The 17,363-nt window shown below is 75.0% G+C and carries 17 protein-coding genes; 10 read left to right on the top strand and 7 right to left on the bottom strand.

Annotation, left to right across the window (positions count from 1 at the left end):
- Nucleotides 1–54: 54 nt before the first annotated feature.
- From ACZ462_RS08265 to cbiE, 3 genes are read right to left on the bottom strand one after another with little or no spacing between them, the layout of a single operon-like run.
- Nucleotides 55–846 carry a cobalt-precorrin-6A reductase gene (locus ACZ462_RS08265; protein ID WP_467807552.1) on the bottom strand — a complete coding sequence of 264 codons (792 nt, stop codon included), beginning with the start codon at nucleotides 844–846 and terminating at the stop codon, nucleotides 55–57.
- A complete protein-coding gene (cobM, locus tag ACZ462_RS08260) occupies nucleotides 836–1,585 on the bottom strand; it encodes a precorrin-4 C(11)-methyltransferase (RefSeq protein ID WP_467807551.1) in 750 nt (249 codons plus the stop codon). Before cobM ends, ACZ462_RS08265 begins: the two co-directional genes overlap by 11 nt.
- Entirely contained in the window at nucleotides 1,582–2,877 is a 1,296-nt protein-coding gene (cbiE, locus tag ACZ462_RS08255; RefSeq protein WP_467807549.1) for a precorrin-6y C5,15-methyltransferase (decarboxylating) subunit CbiE, read from the bottom strand. Before cbiE ends, cobM begins: the two co-directional genes overlap by 4 nt.
- 364 nt (nucleotides 2,878–3,241) lie before the next feature.
- On the opposite strand from cbiE, the gene ACZ462_RS08250 reads away from it, so the two are divergent.
- Nucleotides 3,242–4,675 (top strand): NAD(P)/FAD-dependent oxidoreductase, encoded by a 1,434-nt coding sequence (locus ACZ462_RS08250; protein ID WP_467807547.1) that lies wholly within the window; start codon nucleotides 3,242–3,244, stop codon nucleotides 4,673–4,675.
- Between the two features lie 46 nt (nucleotides 4,676–4,721).
- Here ACZ462_RS08250 and ACZ462_RS08245 read toward each other — a convergent pair whose 3' ends face one another.
- Nucleotides 4,722–5,765 (bottom strand): trypsin-like serine peptidase, encoded by a 1,044-nt coding sequence (locus tag ACZ462_RS08245; RefSeq protein ID WP_467807546.1) that lies wholly within the window; start codon nucleotides 5,763–5,765, stop codon nucleotides 4,722–4,724.
- Between the two features lie 165 nt (nucleotides 5,766–5,930).
- Here ACZ462_RS08245 and ACZ462_RS08240 point away from each other — a divergent pair, with 165 nt between their 5' ends.
- The 6 genes from ACZ462_RS08240 to ACZ462_RS08215 all read left to right on the top strand — a co-directional run bounded on the left by ACZ462_RS08240 (nucleotide 5,931) and on the right by ACZ462_RS08215 (nucleotide 12,023).
- On the top strand, nucleotides 5,931–6,713 hold the full coding sequence (locus ACZ462_RS08240) for a tyrosine-protein phosphatase (protein ID WP_467807597.1): 783 nt from the start codon (nucleotides 5,931–5,933) through the stop codon (nucleotides 6,711–6,713).
- A 55-nt stretch (nucleotides 6,714–6,768) separates the two neighbouring features.
- Nucleotides 6,769–7,104 (top strand): DUF6968 family protein, encoded by a 336-nt coding sequence (locus ACZ462_RS08235; protein ID WP_467807545.1) that lies wholly within the window; start codon nucleotides 6,769–6,771, stop codon nucleotides 7,102–7,104.
- 91 nt (nucleotides 7,105–7,195) lie between these two features.
- Nucleotides 7,196–7,651, top strand: coding sequence for a GNAT family N-acetyltransferase (locus ACZ462_RS08230; RefSeq protein WP_467807543.1), 456 nt, complete (start codon nucleotides 7,196–7,198; stop codon nucleotides 7,649–7,651).
- Between the two features lie 298 nt (nucleotides 7,652–7,949).
- Nucleotides 7,950–9,032, top strand: coding sequence for an outer membrane protein assembly factor BamB family protein (locus ACZ462_RS08225; protein WP_467807541.1), 1,083 nt, complete (start codon nucleotides 7,950–7,952; stop codon nucleotides 9,030–9,032).
- A gap of 123 nt (nucleotides 9,033–9,155) precedes the next feature.
- Complete coding sequence (locus tag ACZ462_RS08220) at nucleotides 9,156–10,271, top strand: winged helix DNA-binding domain-containing protein (protein ID WP_467807539.1); 1,116 nt, start codon at nucleotides 9,156–9,158, stop codon at nucleotides 10,269–10,271.
- Between the two features lie 45 nt (nucleotides 10,272–10,316).
- Nucleotides 10,317–12,023, top strand: a complete 1,707-nt coding sequence (locus ACZ462_RS08215; protein ID WP_467807538.1) for an AMP-binding protein — start codon at nucleotides 10,317–10,319, stop codon at nucleotides 12,021–12,023.
- A gap of 49 nt (nucleotides 12,024–12,072) precedes the next feature.
- Here ACZ462_RS08215 and ACZ462_RS08210 read toward each other — a convergent pair whose 3' ends face one another.
- Nucleotides 12,073–12,564, bottom strand: coding sequence for a glutathione peroxidase (locus tag ACZ462_RS08210; protein ID WP_467807536.1), 492 nt, complete (start codon nucleotides 12,562–12,564; stop codon nucleotides 12,073–12,075).
- A 113-nt stretch (nucleotides 12,565–12,677) separates the two neighbouring features.
- Entirely contained in the window at nucleotides 12,678–13,448 is a 771-nt protein-coding gene (locus ACZ462_RS08205; RefSeq protein ID WP_467807534.1) for a hypothetical protein, read from the bottom strand.
- 259 nt (nucleotides 13,449–13,707) lie between these two features.
- Here ACZ462_RS08205 and gcl point away from each other — a divergent pair, with 259 nt between their 5' ends.
- The gene (gcl, locus tag ACZ462_RS08200) at nucleotides 13,708–15,495 is read left to right on the top strand and encodes a glyoxylate carboligase (RefSeq protein ID WP_467807533.1); all 1,788 of its coding nucleotides are present in this window, start codon (nucleotides 13,708–13,710) and stop codon (nucleotides 15,493–15,495) included.
- A 100-nt stretch (nucleotides 15,496–15,595) separates the two neighbouring features.
- Here gcl and ACZ462_RS08195 read toward each other — a convergent pair whose 3' ends face one another.
- Nucleotides 15,596–16,231, bottom strand: a complete 636-nt coding sequence (locus ACZ462_RS08195; RefSeq protein WP_467807532.1) for an HdeD family acid-resistance protein — start codon at nucleotides 16,229–16,231, stop codon at nucleotides 15,596–15,598.
- Between the two features lie 223 nt (nucleotides 16,232–16,454).
- Between ACZ462_RS08195 and ACZ462_RS08190 the strand changes: the two genes are divergently transcribed.
- Nucleotides 16,455–16,877: a DUF6325 family protein gene (locus ACZ462_RS08190; RefSeq protein WP_467807596.1), complete on the top strand. Its 423-nt coding sequence runs from the start codon at nucleotides 16,455–16,457 to the stop codon at nucleotides 16,875–16,877.
- A gap of 22 nt (nucleotides 16,878–16,899) precedes the next feature.
- The gene (locus ACZ462_RS08185) at nucleotides 16,900–17,187 is read left to right on the top strand and encodes an SHOCT domain-containing protein (protein WP_467807531.1); all 288 of its coding nucleotides are present in this window, start codon (nucleotides 16,900–16,902) and stop codon (nucleotides 17,185–17,187) included.
- The last annotated feature ends 176 nt before the right edge of the window (nucleotides 17,188–17,363 follow it).

The following is a 17,363-nucleotide window of genomic DNA, read 5'->3' as shown; positions in this document are numbered from 1 at the left end:
CGGCAGCCGCAGCAGCGCCCGGGCCACGACGGCGCCGGGCGCTGCTGAGGCTGCTCAGCCCCCGCCTGCCAGGCCGTGCAGCCAGCGCGCGGCGGCAGCCGCCGTACCGGCTTCCGGCACCCCGGCCGGCACCGGCGGGCGGCGCACCACCAGCACCGGGATCCCCGCCTCGCGGGCGGCGGCCAGCTTCGGGGCGGTCGCCGAGCCGCCGCTGTCCTTGGTGACGAGGACGTCGATGCGGTGCCGGGCGAGCAGCTCCCGTTCGTCGTCCAGGCCGAACGGGCCGCGAGCCAGCAGGACTTCGAGGCGCGGCGGCGCGGGTGCGGCCGGCGGGTCCACGGAGCGCACCAGGAACCACGGGTCCGCCAGGTGCGCGAAGGCGTGCAGCCCGGTCCGGCCGGTCGTCAGGAACACCCGCCGGCCGAGCCCGGACAGGAGGGACGCCGCCTCCGCAAGGTCCTCGGCGAACGTCCAGTCGTCACCCGGCCCGGGCGACCAGCCGGGACGGCGCAGCGCCAGCAGCGGCACCCCGGCCAGCCGGGCCGCGCCCGCCGCGTTGAAGCTCATCCGCTCCGCGAACGGATGAGTGGCGTCGACGAGGTGGGTGACGCCGTGCGCGGCGATCCACGCGGCGAGCCCCTCCGGCCCGCCGAACCCGCCGATCCGCACCCCGCCCGGCGGCAGCACCGGTGCGGCCACCCGGCCGGCCAGGGACGTCGTCACCCGCCACCCACGGCCCGCGGCGGCGGGCGACGCCCCCTCCGCGAGAAGCTCGGCGAGGCGCCGGGCCTCGGTGGTGCCGCCCAGAACCAGGACGTGCGGCCCGGCTCCGGCCTCAGCAGGCATGCCGGTCGCGCTCGGGGGAGTACAGGTGGCTGTCGCGGAACTGCTCCGCGCCCAGCGTGCGGCCCACGATGATGACGGACGTGCGGACCAGGCCCGCCCCCTTCACCTGGCCGGCGATGTCGGCCAGCGTGCCGCGCAGGACCAGCTCGTCGGGGCGGCTCGCCATCGCCACCACCGCGGCCGGGCAGTCGGCCCCGTAGTGCGGCAGCAGCTCCTCCACGACCCGGTCGACGTAGCGGGTCGCCAGGTGCAGCACCAGCAGCGCCCCGCTGCGGCCCAGCGTGGCCAGGTCCTCGCCCGGCGGCATCGGCGTGGCCTGCTGGGCGATCCGGGTCAGGATCACCGTCTGGCCGACGGTCGGGACCGTCAGCTCCCGCTTCAGCGCGGCGGCCGCCGCCGCGAACGCCGGCACGCCGGGCACGACCTCGTACGGGATCCCCGCCGCGTCGAGCCGCCGCATCTGCTCGGCGACCGCGCTGAAGACGGACGGGTCGCCGGAGTGAAGCCGCGCCACGTCCTGGCCCGCCTCGTGGGCCCGTACGAACTCGGCGACGATCTCGTCCAGGTGCAGGCGGGAGGTGTCCACCAGGCGGGCGCCGTCCGGGCATTCGGCGAGCAGCTCGCGCGGGACGAGGCTCCCGGCGTAGAGGCAGACCGGGGCGGCGGCCAGCGTCCGGGCCCCGCGCACCGTGATCAGGTCGGCGGCACCGGGGCCCGCCCCGATGAAGTACACGGTCATGACTGCTGGTCCTTGTCGTCGGAGGGGGAAGGGGCGGGTGCGGCGGATACGGAGGCGGCCGGCTTGACGACCGACCACTGGGTCACGGGCATCGCCTGCCGCCAGCCCGTGAACCCGCCGACGGGCACGGCGTGCGCGACGGCCAGCTTGACCAGGTCGCCGCCGTGGCGGCGGTGCCGCTCGCCGAGGACCGCCTCGGACTCCAGGGTGACCGTGTTCACGACGAGCCGGCCGCCGGGCGGCAGCGCCTCCCAGACCGCGTCCAGCAGGCCCGGGGCGGTCAGCCCGCCGCCGACGAACACCGCGTCCGGCACGGGCAGTCCGGCCAGCGCCGCGGGCGCCGACCCGGTCACCACGCGCAGCCCGGGCACACCGAGCGCGGCCGCGTTGCGGGCGATGCGGCCGGCCCGCTCCGGGACGCGCTCCACCGCGACGGCCCGGCAGGACGGGTGCGTCCGCATCCACTCGATGCCGATCGACCCGGAGCCGCCGCCGATGTCCCACAGCAGCTCCCCGGGCGCCGGGGCCAGCGCGCACAGCGTCGCCGCCCGCACATGCCGCTTGGTGAGCTGGCCGTCGTGCTCGTACGCCGCATCCGGCAGGCCCGGCGTCGCGCCGAGCCGCGGGACGGCGGAGGCCGGGTCGCGGCGGCAGTCCACCGCCACCACGTTCAGCGGGTCGCCCGGCGGACGGTCCCAGCCCTCGGCGGTGCCCTCGTACGCGTCCTCGCGCTCCGAGCCCAGCTGCTCCAGCACCCGCATCCGGCTCGGGCCGAAGCCCCGCTCGCACAGCAGCGCCGCGATCTCGTGCGGGCTCGCCGCACCGGAGCTGAGGACGAGCACCCGGCGGCCGTCGTGCAGGGCCGCGGCGAGCCGGGCCACGGGCCGGCCGACGACCGTGACGACCTCGGTGTCCTCCACGGGCCAGCCGAGGCGGGCGCACGCGTACGACACCGAGGAGGGGTGCGGGTGGACGAGCAGCGCGTCGGGCCCGAGCTCCTCGGACAGGGCGCGGCCGATCCCGTAGAACATGGGGTCCCCGCTGGCCAGCACGGCGATACGGCGCCCCGCGTGCTCGGCGGCGAGCCGCGGCACGGCGGGCCGCAACGGGCTGGGCCACGGCACCCGCTCCCCGGGGCAGTCGGCGGCGGGCAGCAGGTCCAGCTGCCGCGGCCCCCCGATCACCACCTCGGCGCAGGCCAGGGCGGAACGCGCGGCGGCGGTGAGCCCGCCCCACCCGTCGGCGCCGACGCCGACGACCGAGACGGGCACGGGGGGCGGTACGGGGCTCACGACGCGATACCTCTGGAATCGGTACGAAGACGGACGGAAGGTCGGCAGGACGGCGGATCGGGGCGGCGGAGGGCGGGCGCGGCAGCCGAAGCGGGCCGGGAGCCGGCCGGTCCGGCGGCACGCACGCGCGCCGAACCCGCAGCCTACTGTCCGGTCACCCACCCCGATCGCCCGCCCCCCGCCCCCACCTGCACCGCCCCGCCCTCGACCAGCCCGCCGCGGTCTCCGCCGGCCAGGCGACACGCGCCGGCGCAGGCCCGCCGCGCCGGAGCGCCCCACGTGAGTCCGTCCGCCCCCGAGGTGCACCGGGGCGCCCCGGATGAGGCCTCAACCCGGGCCGGCCCCGCACGGAAGACTCGGCGGCATGGACGACGACGACACGGACAACCACCCAGGCGCCGACGACCACGCCGTCGTGCTCGGCGGCGGACTGGCCGGCCTGCTCGCGGCGCGGGTCCTCGCACGGTGCTTCGCCCGGGTGACCGTCGTGGAGCGGGACGAACTCCCCGACGGCCCACCGGCCTTCCGGCGCGGAGTGCTCCAGTCCAGACACGTCCACGTGCTCTGGGCGCGCGGCCTCGACACCATGGAGGAGCTCGTCCCCGGCATCACCCGCAAGCTGCTGGACGCCGGCGCGTCCCTGCTGGAGTCGCCCCGCGACTTCCTCTGGCTCAGCTCCGCAGACTGGTTCGGCCAGGTGCCCGGCGCGCACCTGCTCCTCGCCGGGCGGGAGCTGATCGACTGGACGCTGCGCCGCGAGGTCCTGCGCGACGACCGCATCCGCATCCGCGCCGGAGTCCCCGGGGACGGCCTCCTCGCCGGGCCCGGCGGCCGTACCGTCACCGGCGTCCGGCTCCGCGGCGGCGAGGAACTCCCCGCCCGCTTCGTCGTCGACGCGACGGGCCGCGGCTCCCGCGCCCCGGCCTGGCTCACCGCCCTCGGCCTGCCCGCCCCGCGGACCACCCGCTACGACTCGCACCTCGGCTACTCCAGCCGGTACTACGCGCTGAAACCCGACCCCAGGCGGCGCTGGCACGGCATGTACGTGCAGGGCCGCCCCGACACCCCCCGCGGCGGGGTCCTCGCTCCCCTGCACGACGGGCGCTGGCTCGCCACCCTCATCGGCAACGGCGAGCACGCCCCGCCGACCGGCGACGCCGAGTTCCTGGAGTACACGCGGACGCTGCGCAGCCCCGCCCTGTACGACGCCCTGCGCGGCGCCGAACCGCTGTCCGCGCCGACCGGATTCCGCAGCACCGCGAACGAGCGCCGCCACTTCGAGCGCCTGGACCGCTGGCCGCACGGGTTCGTGGTGCTTGGCGACGCCGCCTGCCGCTTCAACCCCGTGTACGGGCACGGCATGACGGTGGCCGCGCTCGCCGCCGGCGCCCTGGCCGCCGCCATACGCGGCCTCACGCCGCGCGGGGCCGCCGCGGCCGCCCGCCGCATCCAGACGCGCACCGCCGCCGTCGCGGATGCCGCCTGGCAGATCGCCACCAGCGAGGACATGCGCTACCCCGGGACGGAGGGCCCGCCCGCGGACCGGGCGACGAAGGTGCTCCAGCACTACATGGCGCGGGTCGTCGCCGGCGCGAACACCGACCCGGCGCTCTCCCGGCCCTTCTTCCGCGTGCTGTCGCTGTCCGAGCCGCCCGAGACGCTGCTGGGCCCGGCGACGGTCGTACGGGTGCTGTCCAAGTGGCGGCTGCCGTCGTCCCCGCCGATGACGGCCGCCTACCCCGCCCACCACGGCGGCCCTCCGCCTTGCGATGCACGGCACCGGACGACGCGGGCTTGACCGGCAGGATCAGAAAGAGACGACCTGGGCGCCGGCCGGCGTCCCGCTACCCGGCCCGGGCGGCCCGTTCGTACAGCTCACGGGTCGCGTCGCCGAAGCGGACGCTGTAGGAGGTCCGCTCGTCGCCGCCGCCGTCGCGCCCGCCGATGACGCCGATCAGGGTGCGGCCGCCGGCCAGTACGGGCCCGCCGCTCGTGCCGTTCGGCACGTCCGCGCAGTCCAGCCGCAGCTGCGTGGCCGACTCGGCGACGGCGGCGGTGGAGCAGTCCAGCGGCTGCTCCGCGCCGCCCGGATAGCCGACGAGCCGTGCGGGCAGCGGCAGCCCGGCCCCGAACCGGACCGGGTACGCGCCGGCCGCGTCCTCCAGCCGCTCGCCGGGGCGGCCGGGGCGGCGTACGCGCAGGAACGCGATGTCGTGGTCGGGGTCCTGGGAGGCGGCCCAGCGCGGGTGCACGTCGATCCGGGTCGGCACCCACACCCCGTGCGGGGCCTGCCCGTCCCGGTAGCCCGGCACGAAGACGAGGTTCGTCCGGAAACCCAGCAGCGGACGGTGCACGCAGTGCGCGGCCGTGGCCACCAGGTCGCCGCCCGGCGCGTGCACGACGACGCCCGAGCAGTGGTGGGCGCCGTCGCCGTCCTCGCCCGGGGAGAACAGCGCCCCTATCGCCGGCTCGGCGGCGGCGGGGCGCGCGGCGAGCGGCCCGGAGGGCGCCGGGCCGGCCGACTGCCCGCCGCCGGCGGCCGCGCCGGGCGCCTCGGCCGGGCCAGGCGCTCCGGTCGGGCCGGCTGCCTCCGCCGGGCTGGGCGCCTCCGCCGGGCCGGCGGCCTCGCCCGGCCCGCTCCGCCCGGCCGCCGGGACCTCCCGCACGCCCCCGGCCAGCAGGGCCGCGGCGGCGCGGTCGCCGTCCGCGGGATCCGCCGCGTGGCTGCCGCGCGCCCGGTCTCCGGCCGCCGAGTGCGCGAGGATCCCGGGCAGCCCCCACGCGTACGCCGCCCCGCCGGCGGCCAGCAGCGCACCGCCCGCGCCGACGAGGAGCCGGACGTGCAGGCGCCGTGGGCGGCCGCTGCCGCTGCGGCTGTTGCTGATCATGTGGAACTCCCGCCCGGACGGCTGCACGACACCCGGTCCGGCGGCCGCGCCCGCGCCCGGGGTCCCCGTACCCTACGCGTCGGCCTCGCGGCGGGGCCCGGCAGACGGCATCCTTGATCGGCAGGAGTCGCCGAAGCCCGCCCCGAGGAGCCGCAGTTGACCGCCATCCGACAGCAGCCGCAGCCGCAGCCGCAGCAGACGGCGGCCGTCCGCCAGGACCCCCGGCGCCACGTCCCCTTCGACCGGCTCCACAACTTCCGAGACCTCGGCGGCTACCGCACCGCCGACGGCCGCACCGTGGCGTGGGGCCGCCTCTACCGCGCCGACTCCCTCGGCAAGCTGCGCGGCGCCGACTGGGAGCGCTTCCTCGGGCTCGGTGTGCGGACCGTCGTCGACCTGCGCTACCCGTGGGAGATCGAGGCCAAGGGCCGGATCCCCGAACCGGACCGCTTCACGTACGCCAACCACAGCATCGAGCACCGCCCGTACGACCAGTCCGCCATCGACCCGGACGTCGACCCCTGGCGCTACCTCGCCGACCGGTTCGCGGAGGTGGCCGAGGACGGCGCCGCCGAGATCCGGCAGGTCCTGGAGCTGCTCGCCGAGGGGCCGGGGCCGGCGGTGTTCCACTGCACGTCCGGCAAGGACCGCACCGGGCTCATCGCCGCGCTCGTCCTGACCCTCCTGGAGGTGCCCGAGGAGCAGATCCTCGCCGACTTCGCCCTGACCGAACTGGCCACCGCCCGCCTCCTGGCCGACTGGCACGACGCCAACCCGGGCCGCACCATGCGCTGGCCCTCGTACGGCAGGGCGCCGGCGACCGTGATGTCCCTGACCCTCGCCGACCTGACCACCCGCCACGGCTCGCCGACCGCGTACCTCACGGACCGCGTCGGCATCACGCGGCACACCGCGGAACGCCTCAGGGAGCGCCTGCTGGTGCCGTGAGCGCGGCCTGGGAGGATGGCGGCGACCACGAGGCCCCGCTCCCTCCGGAGGACCGATGACCCCCGACGCCCACCCCCTGGGCACGCTGATCGCCGACCGCCGCCTGGAGGCCGTACCGCGCGAGGGCGAGGGCGCCCCGTTCCCGCTCGCCCTCGAACTGGGCGCCCCGTACCCCGACCCGGACCCCTCCGGCGACTGGATCTGCCCCTGCCGCATCGACGGCCTCGGCGACTCCGAGATCCACGAGGTCCACGGCATCGACGGCATCCAGGCCCTCACCCTCGCCGCGGACCTCCTGCGCCGCCTCCTCGCCCGGGCGGCCGAGGAGCGCGGCCTCACCTTCACCTGGCACGGCGAACCCGGCCTGAAGGCCGCCGACGTCCTCCACTGAGAGGCCCCGGCGGAAAGGACCCGGCCCCCGTCACGGATGATCGGATGACTGCACGGCGGGGGACCGGCCCCTGCGACCGAAGGGGAGGCCCGTGTCGACCGGCATCCAGATCCGCTCCGTCCGCGCCGAGGACTTCGCGCAGTGGCGCGTCCTCTACCGCGGCTACGCCGACTTCTACGGGGTCGACCAGACCGAGGAGATGGCGGCGACCGTGTGGTCGTGGCTGAACGACCCCGGCCACGAGGTGTCCGGCCTCGTCGCCGAGGACGCCGACGGCCGGCTGGTCGGCCTCGCCCACCACCGCCCCTTCGCCCGCCCCCTCTCCGCCTCGACAGGCTGCTACCTCGACGACCTCTTCGTCGCCCCGGAAAGCCGCGGCTCGGGCGCCGCGGACCTCCTCCTCACGGCCCTGCGCGACCTGGCCGCGGAACGCGGCTGGAGCGTCGTCCGCTGGATCACCGCGGACGACAACCACCGCGCCCGCGCCAAGTACGATCAGGTGGCCACCCGCACGATGTGGATCACCTACGACATGCCGGTCTCCTGAGCCGAGCCGGGCAGGCGTCCCCGGCTGGTTGCCGGGGCGGCGGCATAACGCGGCGGCGTACCCGCGGCCCGACCGCTATGGTCATCGTGATCAACGAAGACCGCGACTTGGGGGAGCGATGGTACGGACGGGCGGGACGCGGCGGTGGGTTTCTGCGGCGGTGGGAGTGACGTTGGCGGCAACCGTACTGAGCGGTTGTGGAGAAGGCGCCTCGTCGGATGCGAAGTCGTCCGGCACGTCTGCGGAACCGTCCCCTACGGCGACCGGACCGGCGAGCCGTCCGGCATTCGACCCGCCCGTGCGCTTCGAGGGGTCCGCGGTCGAATTCTCGGAGGCCCGCCAGCCCAGTACGACGAGCGGGGAAGCGACGCGGCCCGCGCTCACGCTTGCCGGCGGCGTCGCCTACGTCACGGCCGAGGAGGGACTCCAGGCGATCGACACCGGGACCGGTGAGCCGCGATGGGAAGTCAACACGAAGTACCCCGCAGAGAAGGGAGGCTTCGGAAGCAACCGGGCCGCTCCTCTCGTCTCGGCTGACGGCGCAACCGTGTACGCCGCCTGGAACAGGCATGTGAAGGGTCAGGGGACAGCACCGGACCGAGCCGTGATCGAGGTGCTGGCCGTTGAGACGGCCAGCGGCAAGACCGCGTGGACGGTCGAGGTCGAGGCCGCTCCGAGCTCCCGCGGACTCGCTGCCACGCCCATCGGGGCCGACGAGATGCTCGCACCGCAAGTCGTCGGCGTCGACGCCGGTACGGCGCTTGTGACCGCGGCTGACACCACGTACGCGGTGGAAGCCTCTGCGGGCACCGTCCGCTGGAAGAAGCCCGACTTCCGTGCGGTGGCCTTGGCCGACGGCATCGTTGCCGGCGGCGAGAGGACGGGCTTCGGCGAGGGCAGGCTCCTGGGACTTGCCGCCGCCACGGGTGAGCAGCGCTGGACCGTGGCGGAGGCGCGGCAGCCGGCCGCCGCCGCGCCTCGGCTGCTGAGCGCAACGCTCGCAGGGAAGACGCTTGTGGTGGATTCCGTCAGTGGTGAGCAGCGCGTGGAACTCGACGGCAGCGGCTGGCGGTGCCGCTACGACGCCCAGTCCCTGGTCCTGTGCTCCAGGAACGGGTACAGGGAGAAGGACCGCGGAGTCGCGGTCTTCGACGCCGCTTCGGTTCAGAAGCGGTGGGCCTTGCCCGACGGTTCCGGACGCAAGGTGCCGAAGGTCAACGGATTCTGGCACGGCGCCGTGTACGGGCAAGTGGGTGACGAGCCCCTCGTCCTGGACGGCACGACGGGACAGGACCGACAGACCTCCGCAGGCGCGGCGCCGTACGAGATCGATCAGTACGGCGGTGTGGTGGGAACGGCCTTCCACCACGCCGTCGGCTGACAAGGGCGGGTTTGCGGGTGCGCCTTCGCCCCCGGCCGGCAGCCCCCGGCGACAGGTGTGCGGAGTAGGCGGCATCCCCGAATGAGGACGGTTTCTGTCCTCGTTCGGGGATAGCTTGGGGGTATGGCCTCCAGGACTTCGCAGACCGTGCTAGGTACCCGTGCCCTCAACCGTGCCACCCTCGCCCGGCAGATGCTGCTCGAGCGAGTCCCGGTGGGGGTGGGGGACGCCGTTTCGGGGCTGGTCGGGCTTCAGGCGCAGAACGTGCGGCCCCCGTACTTCCAGCTGCATGCCCGGCTCGACGGGTTCCGGCCCGCCGGGCTGGCCGCGGCCATGGAGGCGCGGGAGGTCGTGCGGATGGTGACCCTGCGGTCCACCATCCACACGCACACCGCGCACGACGCGCTGACCCTGAGGCCCCTCGTGCAGGCCGCGCGGGACCGGGAGGTGGCGCAGTTCCGGAAGAAGCTCGGCGGGGTGGATCTGGAGCGGTTGACGCGGCGCGTCCGGGCGTACGTCGAGGACGAGCCGCGGACCATGGCGGAGATCCGGGCCGAGCTGCTGCGGGAGTGGCCCGGGGCCGATCCGCTGGGGCTGTCCGTGGCGGCCACGCGGCGGCTGCCGCTCGTCCAGGTGACGCCCCGCGGGGTGTGGGGCCGCAGCGGGCAGGTGCGGCTGACGACCGTGGAGCGGTGGCTCGGCGCCGAGGCCGTCGCCGCGGCGCAGGAGCGGCCGCAGGGCATCGACGACCTCGCCCTGCGGTATCTGGGGGCGTTCGGCCCCGCGTCCGTCAAGGACATGCAGGTGTGGGCGGGGACGACCCGGCTGCGGGAGGTGTTCGAGCGGCTCCGGCCGGAGTTGGTCGTCTTCCGGGACCCGGACGGCGTCGAGCTGTTCGACCTGCCCGACGCTCCGCGGCCCGGCGAGGACACGCCCGCGCCGCCACGCTTCCTGCCGGAGTTCGACAACCTGCTGCTTTCCCACGCCGACCGCAGCCGCGTCGTGCCGCCCGAGCTCAAGGGGCGCAGCTGGTCGGGCAATCAGGCCCACTGCACGCTCCTCGTCGACGGGTTCCTGGCCGGGCTGTGGCGGCTGGAGGAGGGAGGCGGGCTCACCGTGGAGCTGTTCGACGGGATCGGCGCCGCGCAGGAGGAGCTCGTCGCCGCCGAGGGGGAGCGGCTGCTCGCCGACATGACGGAGGGGAGCGGCTCCGTCCGCTTCGCGTCAATCCGCAGCTGACGCCGCTCTGGTGGGCCCCGCACCACGCACGGCACGATGCCCTCCATGACCCACGACGACACCGCCCGGACCGCCGGCGGCGGAGACCCCGCCGCCGAGTTCCTCGCCGCCCGCGACTTCCTCCTCGCACACCGCGGCGACCCCGACGCCGCGAGCGCCGGATTCACCTGGCCGCGGCCGCGGCGCTTCAACTGGGCCCAGGACTGGTTCGACCGCCTCGCCGCCGGCAACAGCGCCGACGCCCTGCGCATCGCCGAGGAGGACGGGACGGTCCACGCCCTGACCTTCGAGGAGCTGGCGGCCGCCTCCCGATGCGCCGCCACCTGGCTGCGCGCGCAGGGCGTCGCCGCCGGCGACCGCGTCCTCGTCATGCTCGGCAACCAGCGCGAGCTGTGGGAGGTCATGCTCGCCGCGATGCGGCTGCGCGCCGTCGTCATCCCCGCCACGCCGCTCCTCGGCCCGGCCGACCTCCGCGACCGCATCGAGCGGGGCCGCGTACGCCACGTCGTCGTACGCGCCGAGGACACCCGCAAGTTCGATACCGCGCCGGGCACGTACACGAGGATCGCGGCCGGCCCCGACGTTCCCGCCGGCTGGCGGCGGCTGGCGGACATGTACGGCGCCGACCCCGGCTTCACCCCCGACGGCGACACCTCCGCCGACGACCCGCTGATGCTCTACTTCACCTCCGGCACCACGGCCCGCCCCAAGCTCGTCGAGCACACGCACGCCTCGTACCCCATCGGCCACCTGTCCACCATGTACTGGATCGGGCTGCGCCCCGGCGACGTGCACCTCAACATCGCCTCGCCCGGCTGGGCCAAGCACGCCTGGTCGAACCTCTTCGCGCCGTGGAACGCCGGCGCCACCGTCTTCGTCCACAACTACGCCCGCTTCGACGCGGAGCGGCTGATGGAGCTGATGGACCGGCACGGCGTGACCACCTTCTGCGCCCCGCCGACGGTGTGGCGCATGCTGATCCAGTCGGACCTGTCGAAGCTGCGGACCCCGCCCCGCGAGGCCGTCGCCGCCGGGGAGCCGCTCAACCCGGAGGTGATCGAGAAGGTCCGCGACGCCTGGGGCGTCACCGTCCGCGACGGCTTCGGGCAGACGGAGACCACCCTGCAGATCGGCAACTTCCCCGGTGTGCCGGTGAAGCCGGGCTCGATGGGCCGGCCCGCCCCCGGCTACCGGATCGTGCTCCTGGACCCGGTCAGCGGCAAGGTGTCGCAGGACGAGGGCGAGATCTGCGTGGACCTCGGCGCCCGTCCGGCCGGGGTGATGACCGGCTACCGGGACGACCCCGAGCGGACCGCCGAGGCCATGGCGGACGGGCTCTACCGCACCGGCGACATCGCCGCGCGCGACGCCGACGGATACCTCTCCTACGTGGGCCGCTCGGACGACGTCTTCAAGGCCTCCGACTACAAGATCAGCCCGTTCGAGCTGGAGAGCGCGCTGCTGGAGCACGAGGCCGTCGCCGAGGCGGCCGTCGTCCCGGCCCCGGACGCGGTGCGGCTGGCGGTGCCGAAGGCGTACGTCGCGCTCGCCGCCGGATGGGAGGCGGGGCCGGAGACGGCCCGGGCCCTGTTCGCGCACTCCCGCGCGGTGCTCTCCCCGTACAAGCGGATCCGGCGGATCGAGTTCGCCGAGCTGCCGAAGACGGTCTCGGGGAAGATCCGCCGGGTGGAGCTGCGGGCCCTCACCGTCGCCGGGTCGGGGACCGAGTACGACGAGGCGGAGCTGGGCTGAGGCCGCGGGGGCAGCCGCGCTCCGGGCTGTCCCCGCCGCGCCGCCGGGCCTACCGCGCGGGGAGCAGCGCCTCGATCGCGGAGACGATCTCCTCGGACTCCGGCTCGGTGCGCGGCCGGAACCGGGCGACGACCTCGCCGGCCGGGGAGATCAGGAACTTCTCGAAGTTCCACTGGATGTCGCCGGCCTCGCCGTCGGCGTCCGGGGTCTTCACCAGCTCGCGGTAGAGCGGGTGCCGGTTCTCGCCGTTGACCTCGGTCTTCTCCAGCATCGGGAACGTCACGCCGAAGCCCGCCGCGCAGAACGTCTGGATGTCCTCGGCGGTGCCGGGCTCCTGCCCGCCGAACTGGTTGCAGGGCACGCCCACGACGGTGAAGCCCTTCGCCTCGTACGCGAACTGCAGCCGGGCCAGGCCCGAGTACTGCGGGGTGAGCCCGCACTGCGAGGCGGTGTTCACCAGCAGGACCACCTTGCCCTTGTGCTCGCCGAGGGTGGTGGGCTCGTCGGACAGGGTGGTCAGCGGGATGTCGTACAGGCTCATCGGCTCTCCTCGGAGGTGAAGGGGCTGTCGCGGCCAGCCGGTTCCGCCCCGAGCCTACGTGCCGGCCGGGCGGGCGGGTGCGGCCGGTGCGGCCGGCGCCCCGCCCCCGGCGGTCAGGCACCCGCCGTGACGAGCGCCTCGGCCGCCTCGTTGAGCGGCTGCGGTGCGCCCGTCAGGTCCATGGCGAACAGCGGTATCCCGAGGGCGTCCGCCCGGGAGCGCGCCTCCTGCGTGTAGCCGGCGAGGGCGAAGTAGACGCCGGAGGCGGAGGACGCCAGCGCGTTCAGCCACACGCACTCCACCGCCCGGAGCCCGGCCGGCGCGGTCGTCGGGTCCACCTGGGCGACGAGCCCGGGGGCGCACAGGTCCACGGCGGCGGAGGGGACGGGCGGCCCGCCGGGGTGGCGGACGTCCCGGAAGCCGAGCCAGCGCAGGTACAGGGCGGCCGTCGCCACGGCGTCGCGGGCGGTGCGGATCGTCACCGGGCGGAACGGCGCCCGAGGCACCGGCACCGCCGGGCCGCCCACAGCCGCCGCGGGCCCCGCGCCGGAGCCCCCGCCGGCCCCTGATCCGCCGGCCCCCTCTCCGTACGCCTCAGCCCCCGGCCGCCCCGGCGCGTCCGCGGGCAGGACCGCGAGCCGCACCACCGTGCCGCACGAGCCGCACCCCACCTCCGGCTGCGGCCATTCGCCGACCCGTCCGCACGCCGCGCACCGCGCCCGCACCCACGCCTCCGACCACGTCCGGTGCGTCAGCACCGCCGGCGGCGCCGACAGGTCCAGCGGCAGCACGGCCGGGGCTCCGCACGCGCACGGGAAGACCGGTGCGGCGTAGCCGTTCTCGCGCAGGCACTCCGGGCAGCGCACCGGTACCGCTTCCGGCATGGGACAGGCCCCCCTCCGTCGCTGTGGGCTGCGTCCATGCTCCCGCAACGGCGGCCGCCCCGGCGGCAGCGGCGGCGTTTTCCGGCCCCGCGGGCCGCTGTTTGTGCGTCCCGCTTGAACGGGGCGCGGCATTTGGTGGGTTCGGAGGTGCCCGGGTGCCTTGACGTGCCCCGACCCGCCGCTTAGCTTGTTCCGTATAACAGAATAAAACTTCCGTATTACGGAAACGTCTGACCCGCCAGACCCCGCAGGAGACCCGATGCCCCGTATGACAGCCGCAGCCGCCGCCGTGGAGATCCTCAAGCGCGAGGGTGTCGCGCAAGCGTTCGGCGTGCCCGGCGCTGCGATCAACCCGTTCTACCGAGAGCTCAAGAACGTGGGCGGCATCAACCACACCCTCGCCCGCCACGTCGAGGGCGCCTCGCACATGGCGGAGGGCTTCACCCGGGCCAAGGCGGGCAACATCGGCGTCTGCATCGGCACCTCCGGCCCGGCCGGCACAGACATGATCACCGGCCTGTACTCGGCGATCGCCGACTCCATCCCGATCCTGTGCATCACCGGCCAGGCCCCGGTCTCGAAGCTCCACAAGGAGGACTTCCAGGCCGTCGACATCGCCTCCATCGCCAAGCCGGTCACGAAGAAGGCGACGACGGTCCTGGAGGCCGCGCAGGTCCCGGGCGTCTTCCAGGAGGCCTTCCACCTGATGCGCTCCGGCCGCCCCGGCCCGGTCCTCATCGACCTGCCGATCGACGTCCAGCTCACCGAGATCGAGTTCGACCCGGAGACGTACGAGCCCCTGCAGGTCTACAAGCCGCAGGCCACCCGCGCCCAGGCCGAGAAGGCCCTCGCCTTCCTGCTGGAGTCCGAGCGCCCGCTGATCGTCGCCGGCGGCGGCATCATCAACGCCGACGCCTCCGACCTGCTGGTCGAGTTCGCCGAACTCACCAACGTCCCGGTCATCTCCACCCTGATGGGCTGGGGCGCCATCCCGGACGACCACGAGCTCGCCGCCGGCATGGTCGGCGTCCAGACCTCGCACCGCTACGGCAACGAGACCTTCCTCGCCTCGGACTTCGTCCTCGGCATCGGCAACCGCTGGGCCAACCGCCACACCGGGTACAACCTCGAGGCGTACACCAAGGGCCGCACGTTCGTCCACGTCGACATCGAGCCCACCCAGCTCGGCAAGATCTTCGCCCCGGACTACGGCATCGCCTCCGACGCCAAGGCCGCGCTGGAGCTGTTCGTCGAGATCGCCGAGGAGCTCAAGGCCGCGGGCCGGCTGCCGGACTTCTCCGCCTGGGCCGCCTCCGCGCAGGAGCGCAAGGCCACCCTGCAGCGCCGCACGCACTTCGACAACATCCCGATGAAGCCGCAGCGCGTGTACGAGGAGATGAACAGGGCGTTCGGCCCGGAGACGCGCTACGTCACCACCATCGGCCTCTCGCAGATCGCCGCCGCGCAGTTCCTGCACGTCTACAAGCCGCGCCACTGGATCAACTGCGGCCAGGCCGGCCCGCTCGGCTGGACGATCCCGGCCGCCATCGGCGCCGCCACCGCGGACCCGGAGACCCCGATCGTCGCGCTGTCCGGCGACTACGACTTCCAGTTCATGATCGAGGAGCTGGCGGTCGCCGCGCAGCACAAGGTCCCGTACGTCCACGTCCTCGTCAACAACGCCTACCTGGGCCTGATCCGCCAGGCGCAGGCGGGCCTCGACATCAACTTCCAGGTCAACCTGGAGTTCGAGAACATCAACACCCCTGAGATCGGCGTCTACGGCGTCGACCACGTCAAGGTCGCCGAGGGCCTGGGCGTCAAGGCCATCCGCGTGACGGACCCGGACGAGCTGGGCGCCGCCTTCGAGCAGGCCAAGAAGCTGGCCGTCGAGCACCGGGTCCCGGTCGTCGTCGAGGCCATCCTGGAGCGCGTCACCAACATCTCCATGAGCAAGACGGTCGACATGAGCAACGTGACCGAGTTCGAGGAACTCGCCACCGAGCCCGGCCACGCCCCGACCGCCATCAAGGCCCTCCGGGTCTGACCGGCACGGCGACGGCACCGCACGGCGGCCCCCGCACCCTCGCAGGAGGGGCGGGGGCCGTTGCGCGTCCCGCCGTACGGGCTCCCCGCACGGGCGCCGGTCAGTGCCGCAGCGCCGACCGCAGGGCGAAGGCGGCGGCGGCCTCGGCGAGGCCGAGCAGCACCAGCCACAGCCCGAGCAGCCGGGTCAGCGCGACGGCGGACTCGATCGGCAGGGACAGCACGACGATGCCGGCGACGATCACGAGCAGCGCGAGCGCGAAGGCCAGGCCGCGGTGGGGGAGCGCCCTGTTCGCGACGGCCGCGTAGGCGCCCAGCATCCCGGAGGCGAGCCACACCATGCCGATGACCAGCGCCAGCACCGTGATGGTCAGCTGGGGGCCGCGCAGGCACAGCACGCCGGCCACGACGTACACGACGGCGGCCAGCAGCCCGGCCGCCCGCTCGCCCGCCTCGTGCGGCCCGGCGAACGCCGCCACGAACCGGAAGACGCCCGCCACCAGCAGGTAGAGCCCGATGAGCACCGCCACCAGATACAGCGTCTTGTCCGGCCAGACCAGCATGAGGACGCCGAACACCAGGGTCGCCAGGGCCGAGCCCAGCACCCACTTCCAGGAGGCGCCGAGTGCGCCGAGCCGGTCGAGCGGGTCGGCGGCCAGGCCGCCGCGGGTCGCGGAGGAGCTGCCGAAGGGGTCGTCGGCCGGCTCCGGCGGTACGGGCCGTTCGGGGGCGCTCATGGCTCCTCCTCACCTCGTCGGGCGGGGTGCAGGGGAGTGCGCGGACAGCGCGCTCCAGCCTCTCCCCTCCCTCCGAGGATGGCCCGGCGCCCGCCCCGGTGCCTCACCCGCGGGGGGTGACCTCCCGCGGGCTGCGGCGCGTCTACGGTCGACTTCGTCCGTGACCGTGTGACGGGATGCGACAGGAGGAGCGGACGTGACCAGAGAGAACGGCCTCGACGAGATGGGGCCCATCGACTACCTGGTGGTCGAGTTTCCCGGCAGCCACCTGACCGGCGAGGGAATGCCCCTGCTGGCCGATCTCGTGGACCGCGGGATCATCCGCATTCTCGACCTCACCTTCCTCACCAAGGGGGAGGACGGGTCGGTGCGGGGCCTCGCCCTGGCCGACGTCACGGGCGACGGCAGCCTCGACCTCACCCTCTTCGAGGGGGTCTCCTCGGGCCTGCTCGGCCAGGAGGACCTCGACGAGGCCGGGACGCTGCTGGGGCCGGGCGACTCCGCGGCCGTGCTCCTGTACGAGAACCTGTGGGCGGCGCCCCTGGCCGCGGCCCTGCGCCGGGCCGACGCCCGGATGATCGCGAGCGGCCGCATACCGGTCCAGGACATCGTCGAGGCACTGGACGCCCTCGACGGCGCGGCCTGACACGAGACGGAGGAGGAAGACCATGCCCGGACTGCTTCGAGGGGTCGCTCGCACCGCGGTGGTCGCGGGGACGGCCACCGCCGTCTCCAACCGCGTCTCGCGCCGCCAGGCCGGCCGCTGGGCCCAGCAGGAGGCGCAGCAGAGCGCGGCGGCGGCGCCGCAGGCGACTTCCCAGCCCCCGCCCGCGGCGGCCGCGCCCTCCATGGAGGACAAGATCGCCCAGTTGAAGGAGCTCGGCACGCTCAAGGACCAGGGGGTGCTCACCGAGGAGGAGTTCGCCGCGCAGAAGGCCCGCATCCTCGGCTCCTGAGGTGCGGGAGGACAACGAAGCGGGGGGGGGGGGGGGGGGGGGGGGGCGGGGGGGGGGTGGGGGGGGGGGGGGGGGGGGGGGGGGGGGGGGGGGGGGGGGGAAAAGGGGGGGGGGGGGGGGGGGGGGAGGGGGGGGGGGGGGGGGGGGGGGGGGGGGGAAGGGGGGAAGGGTTCGGT

The organism is Streptomyces sp. NPDC031121, assembly GCF_055570615.1.
The sequence above is the reverse complement of the archived record's forward strand: the minus strand, read 5'-3'. Positions and strand labels throughout refer to the sequence as shown.

Bases quoted from the DNA above. Each gene is read 5' to 3' on its own strand.
- cobM (WP_467807551.1), bottom strand. From the start codon at position 1,585: ATGACCGTGTACTTCATCGGGGCGGGCCCCGGTGCCGCCGACCTGATC.
- ACZ462_RS08205 (WP_467807534.1), bottom strand. From the start codon at position 13,448: ATGCCGGAAGCGGTACCGGTGCGCTGCCCGGAGTGCCTGCGCGAGAAC.
- ACZ462_RS08220 (WP_467807539.1), top strand. From the start codon at position 9,156: ATGGCCTCCAGGACTTCGCAGACCGTGCTAGGTACCCGTGCCCTCAAC.
- ACZ462_RS08185 (WP_467807531.1), top strand. From the start codon at position 16,900: ATGCCCGGACTGCTTCGAGGGGTCGCTCGCACCGCGGTGGTCGCGGGG.
- ACZ462_RS08245 (WP_467807546.1), bottom strand. From the start codon at position 5,765: ATGATCAGCAACAGCCGCAGCGGCAGCGGCCGCCCACGGCGCCTGCAC.
- ACZ462_RS08195 (WP_467807532.1), bottom strand. From the start codon at position 16,231: ATGAGCGCCCCCGAACGGCCCGTACCGCCGGAGCCGGCCGACGACCCC.
- ACZ462_RS08190 (WP_467807596.1), top strand. From the start codon at position 16,455: ATGGGGCCCATCGACTACCTGGTGGTCGAGTTTCCCGGCAGCCACCTG.
- gcl (WP_467807533.1), top strand. From the start codon at position 13,708: ATGCCCCGTATGACAGCCGCAGCCGCCGCCGTGGAGATCCTCAAGCGC.
- ACZ462_RS08250 (WP_467807547.1), top strand. From the start codon at position 3,242: ATGGACGACGACGACACGGACAACCACCCAGGCGCCGACGACCACGCC.
- ACZ462_RS08265 (WP_467807552.1), bottom strand. From the start codon at position 846: ATGCCTGCTGAGGCCGGAGCCGGGCCGCACGTCCTGGTTCTGGGCGGC.
- ACZ462_RS08210 (WP_467807536.1), bottom strand. From the start codon at position 12,564: ATGAGCCTGTACGACATCCCGCTGACCACCCTGTCCGACGAGCCCACC.
- ACZ462_RS08235 (WP_467807545.1), top strand. From the start codon at position 6,769: ATGACCCCCGACGCCCACCCCCTGGGCACGCTGATCGCCGACCGCCGC.
- ACZ462_RS08215 (WP_467807538.1), top strand. From the start codon at position 10,317: ATGACCCACGACGACACCGCCCGGACCGCCGGCGGCGGAGACCCCGCC.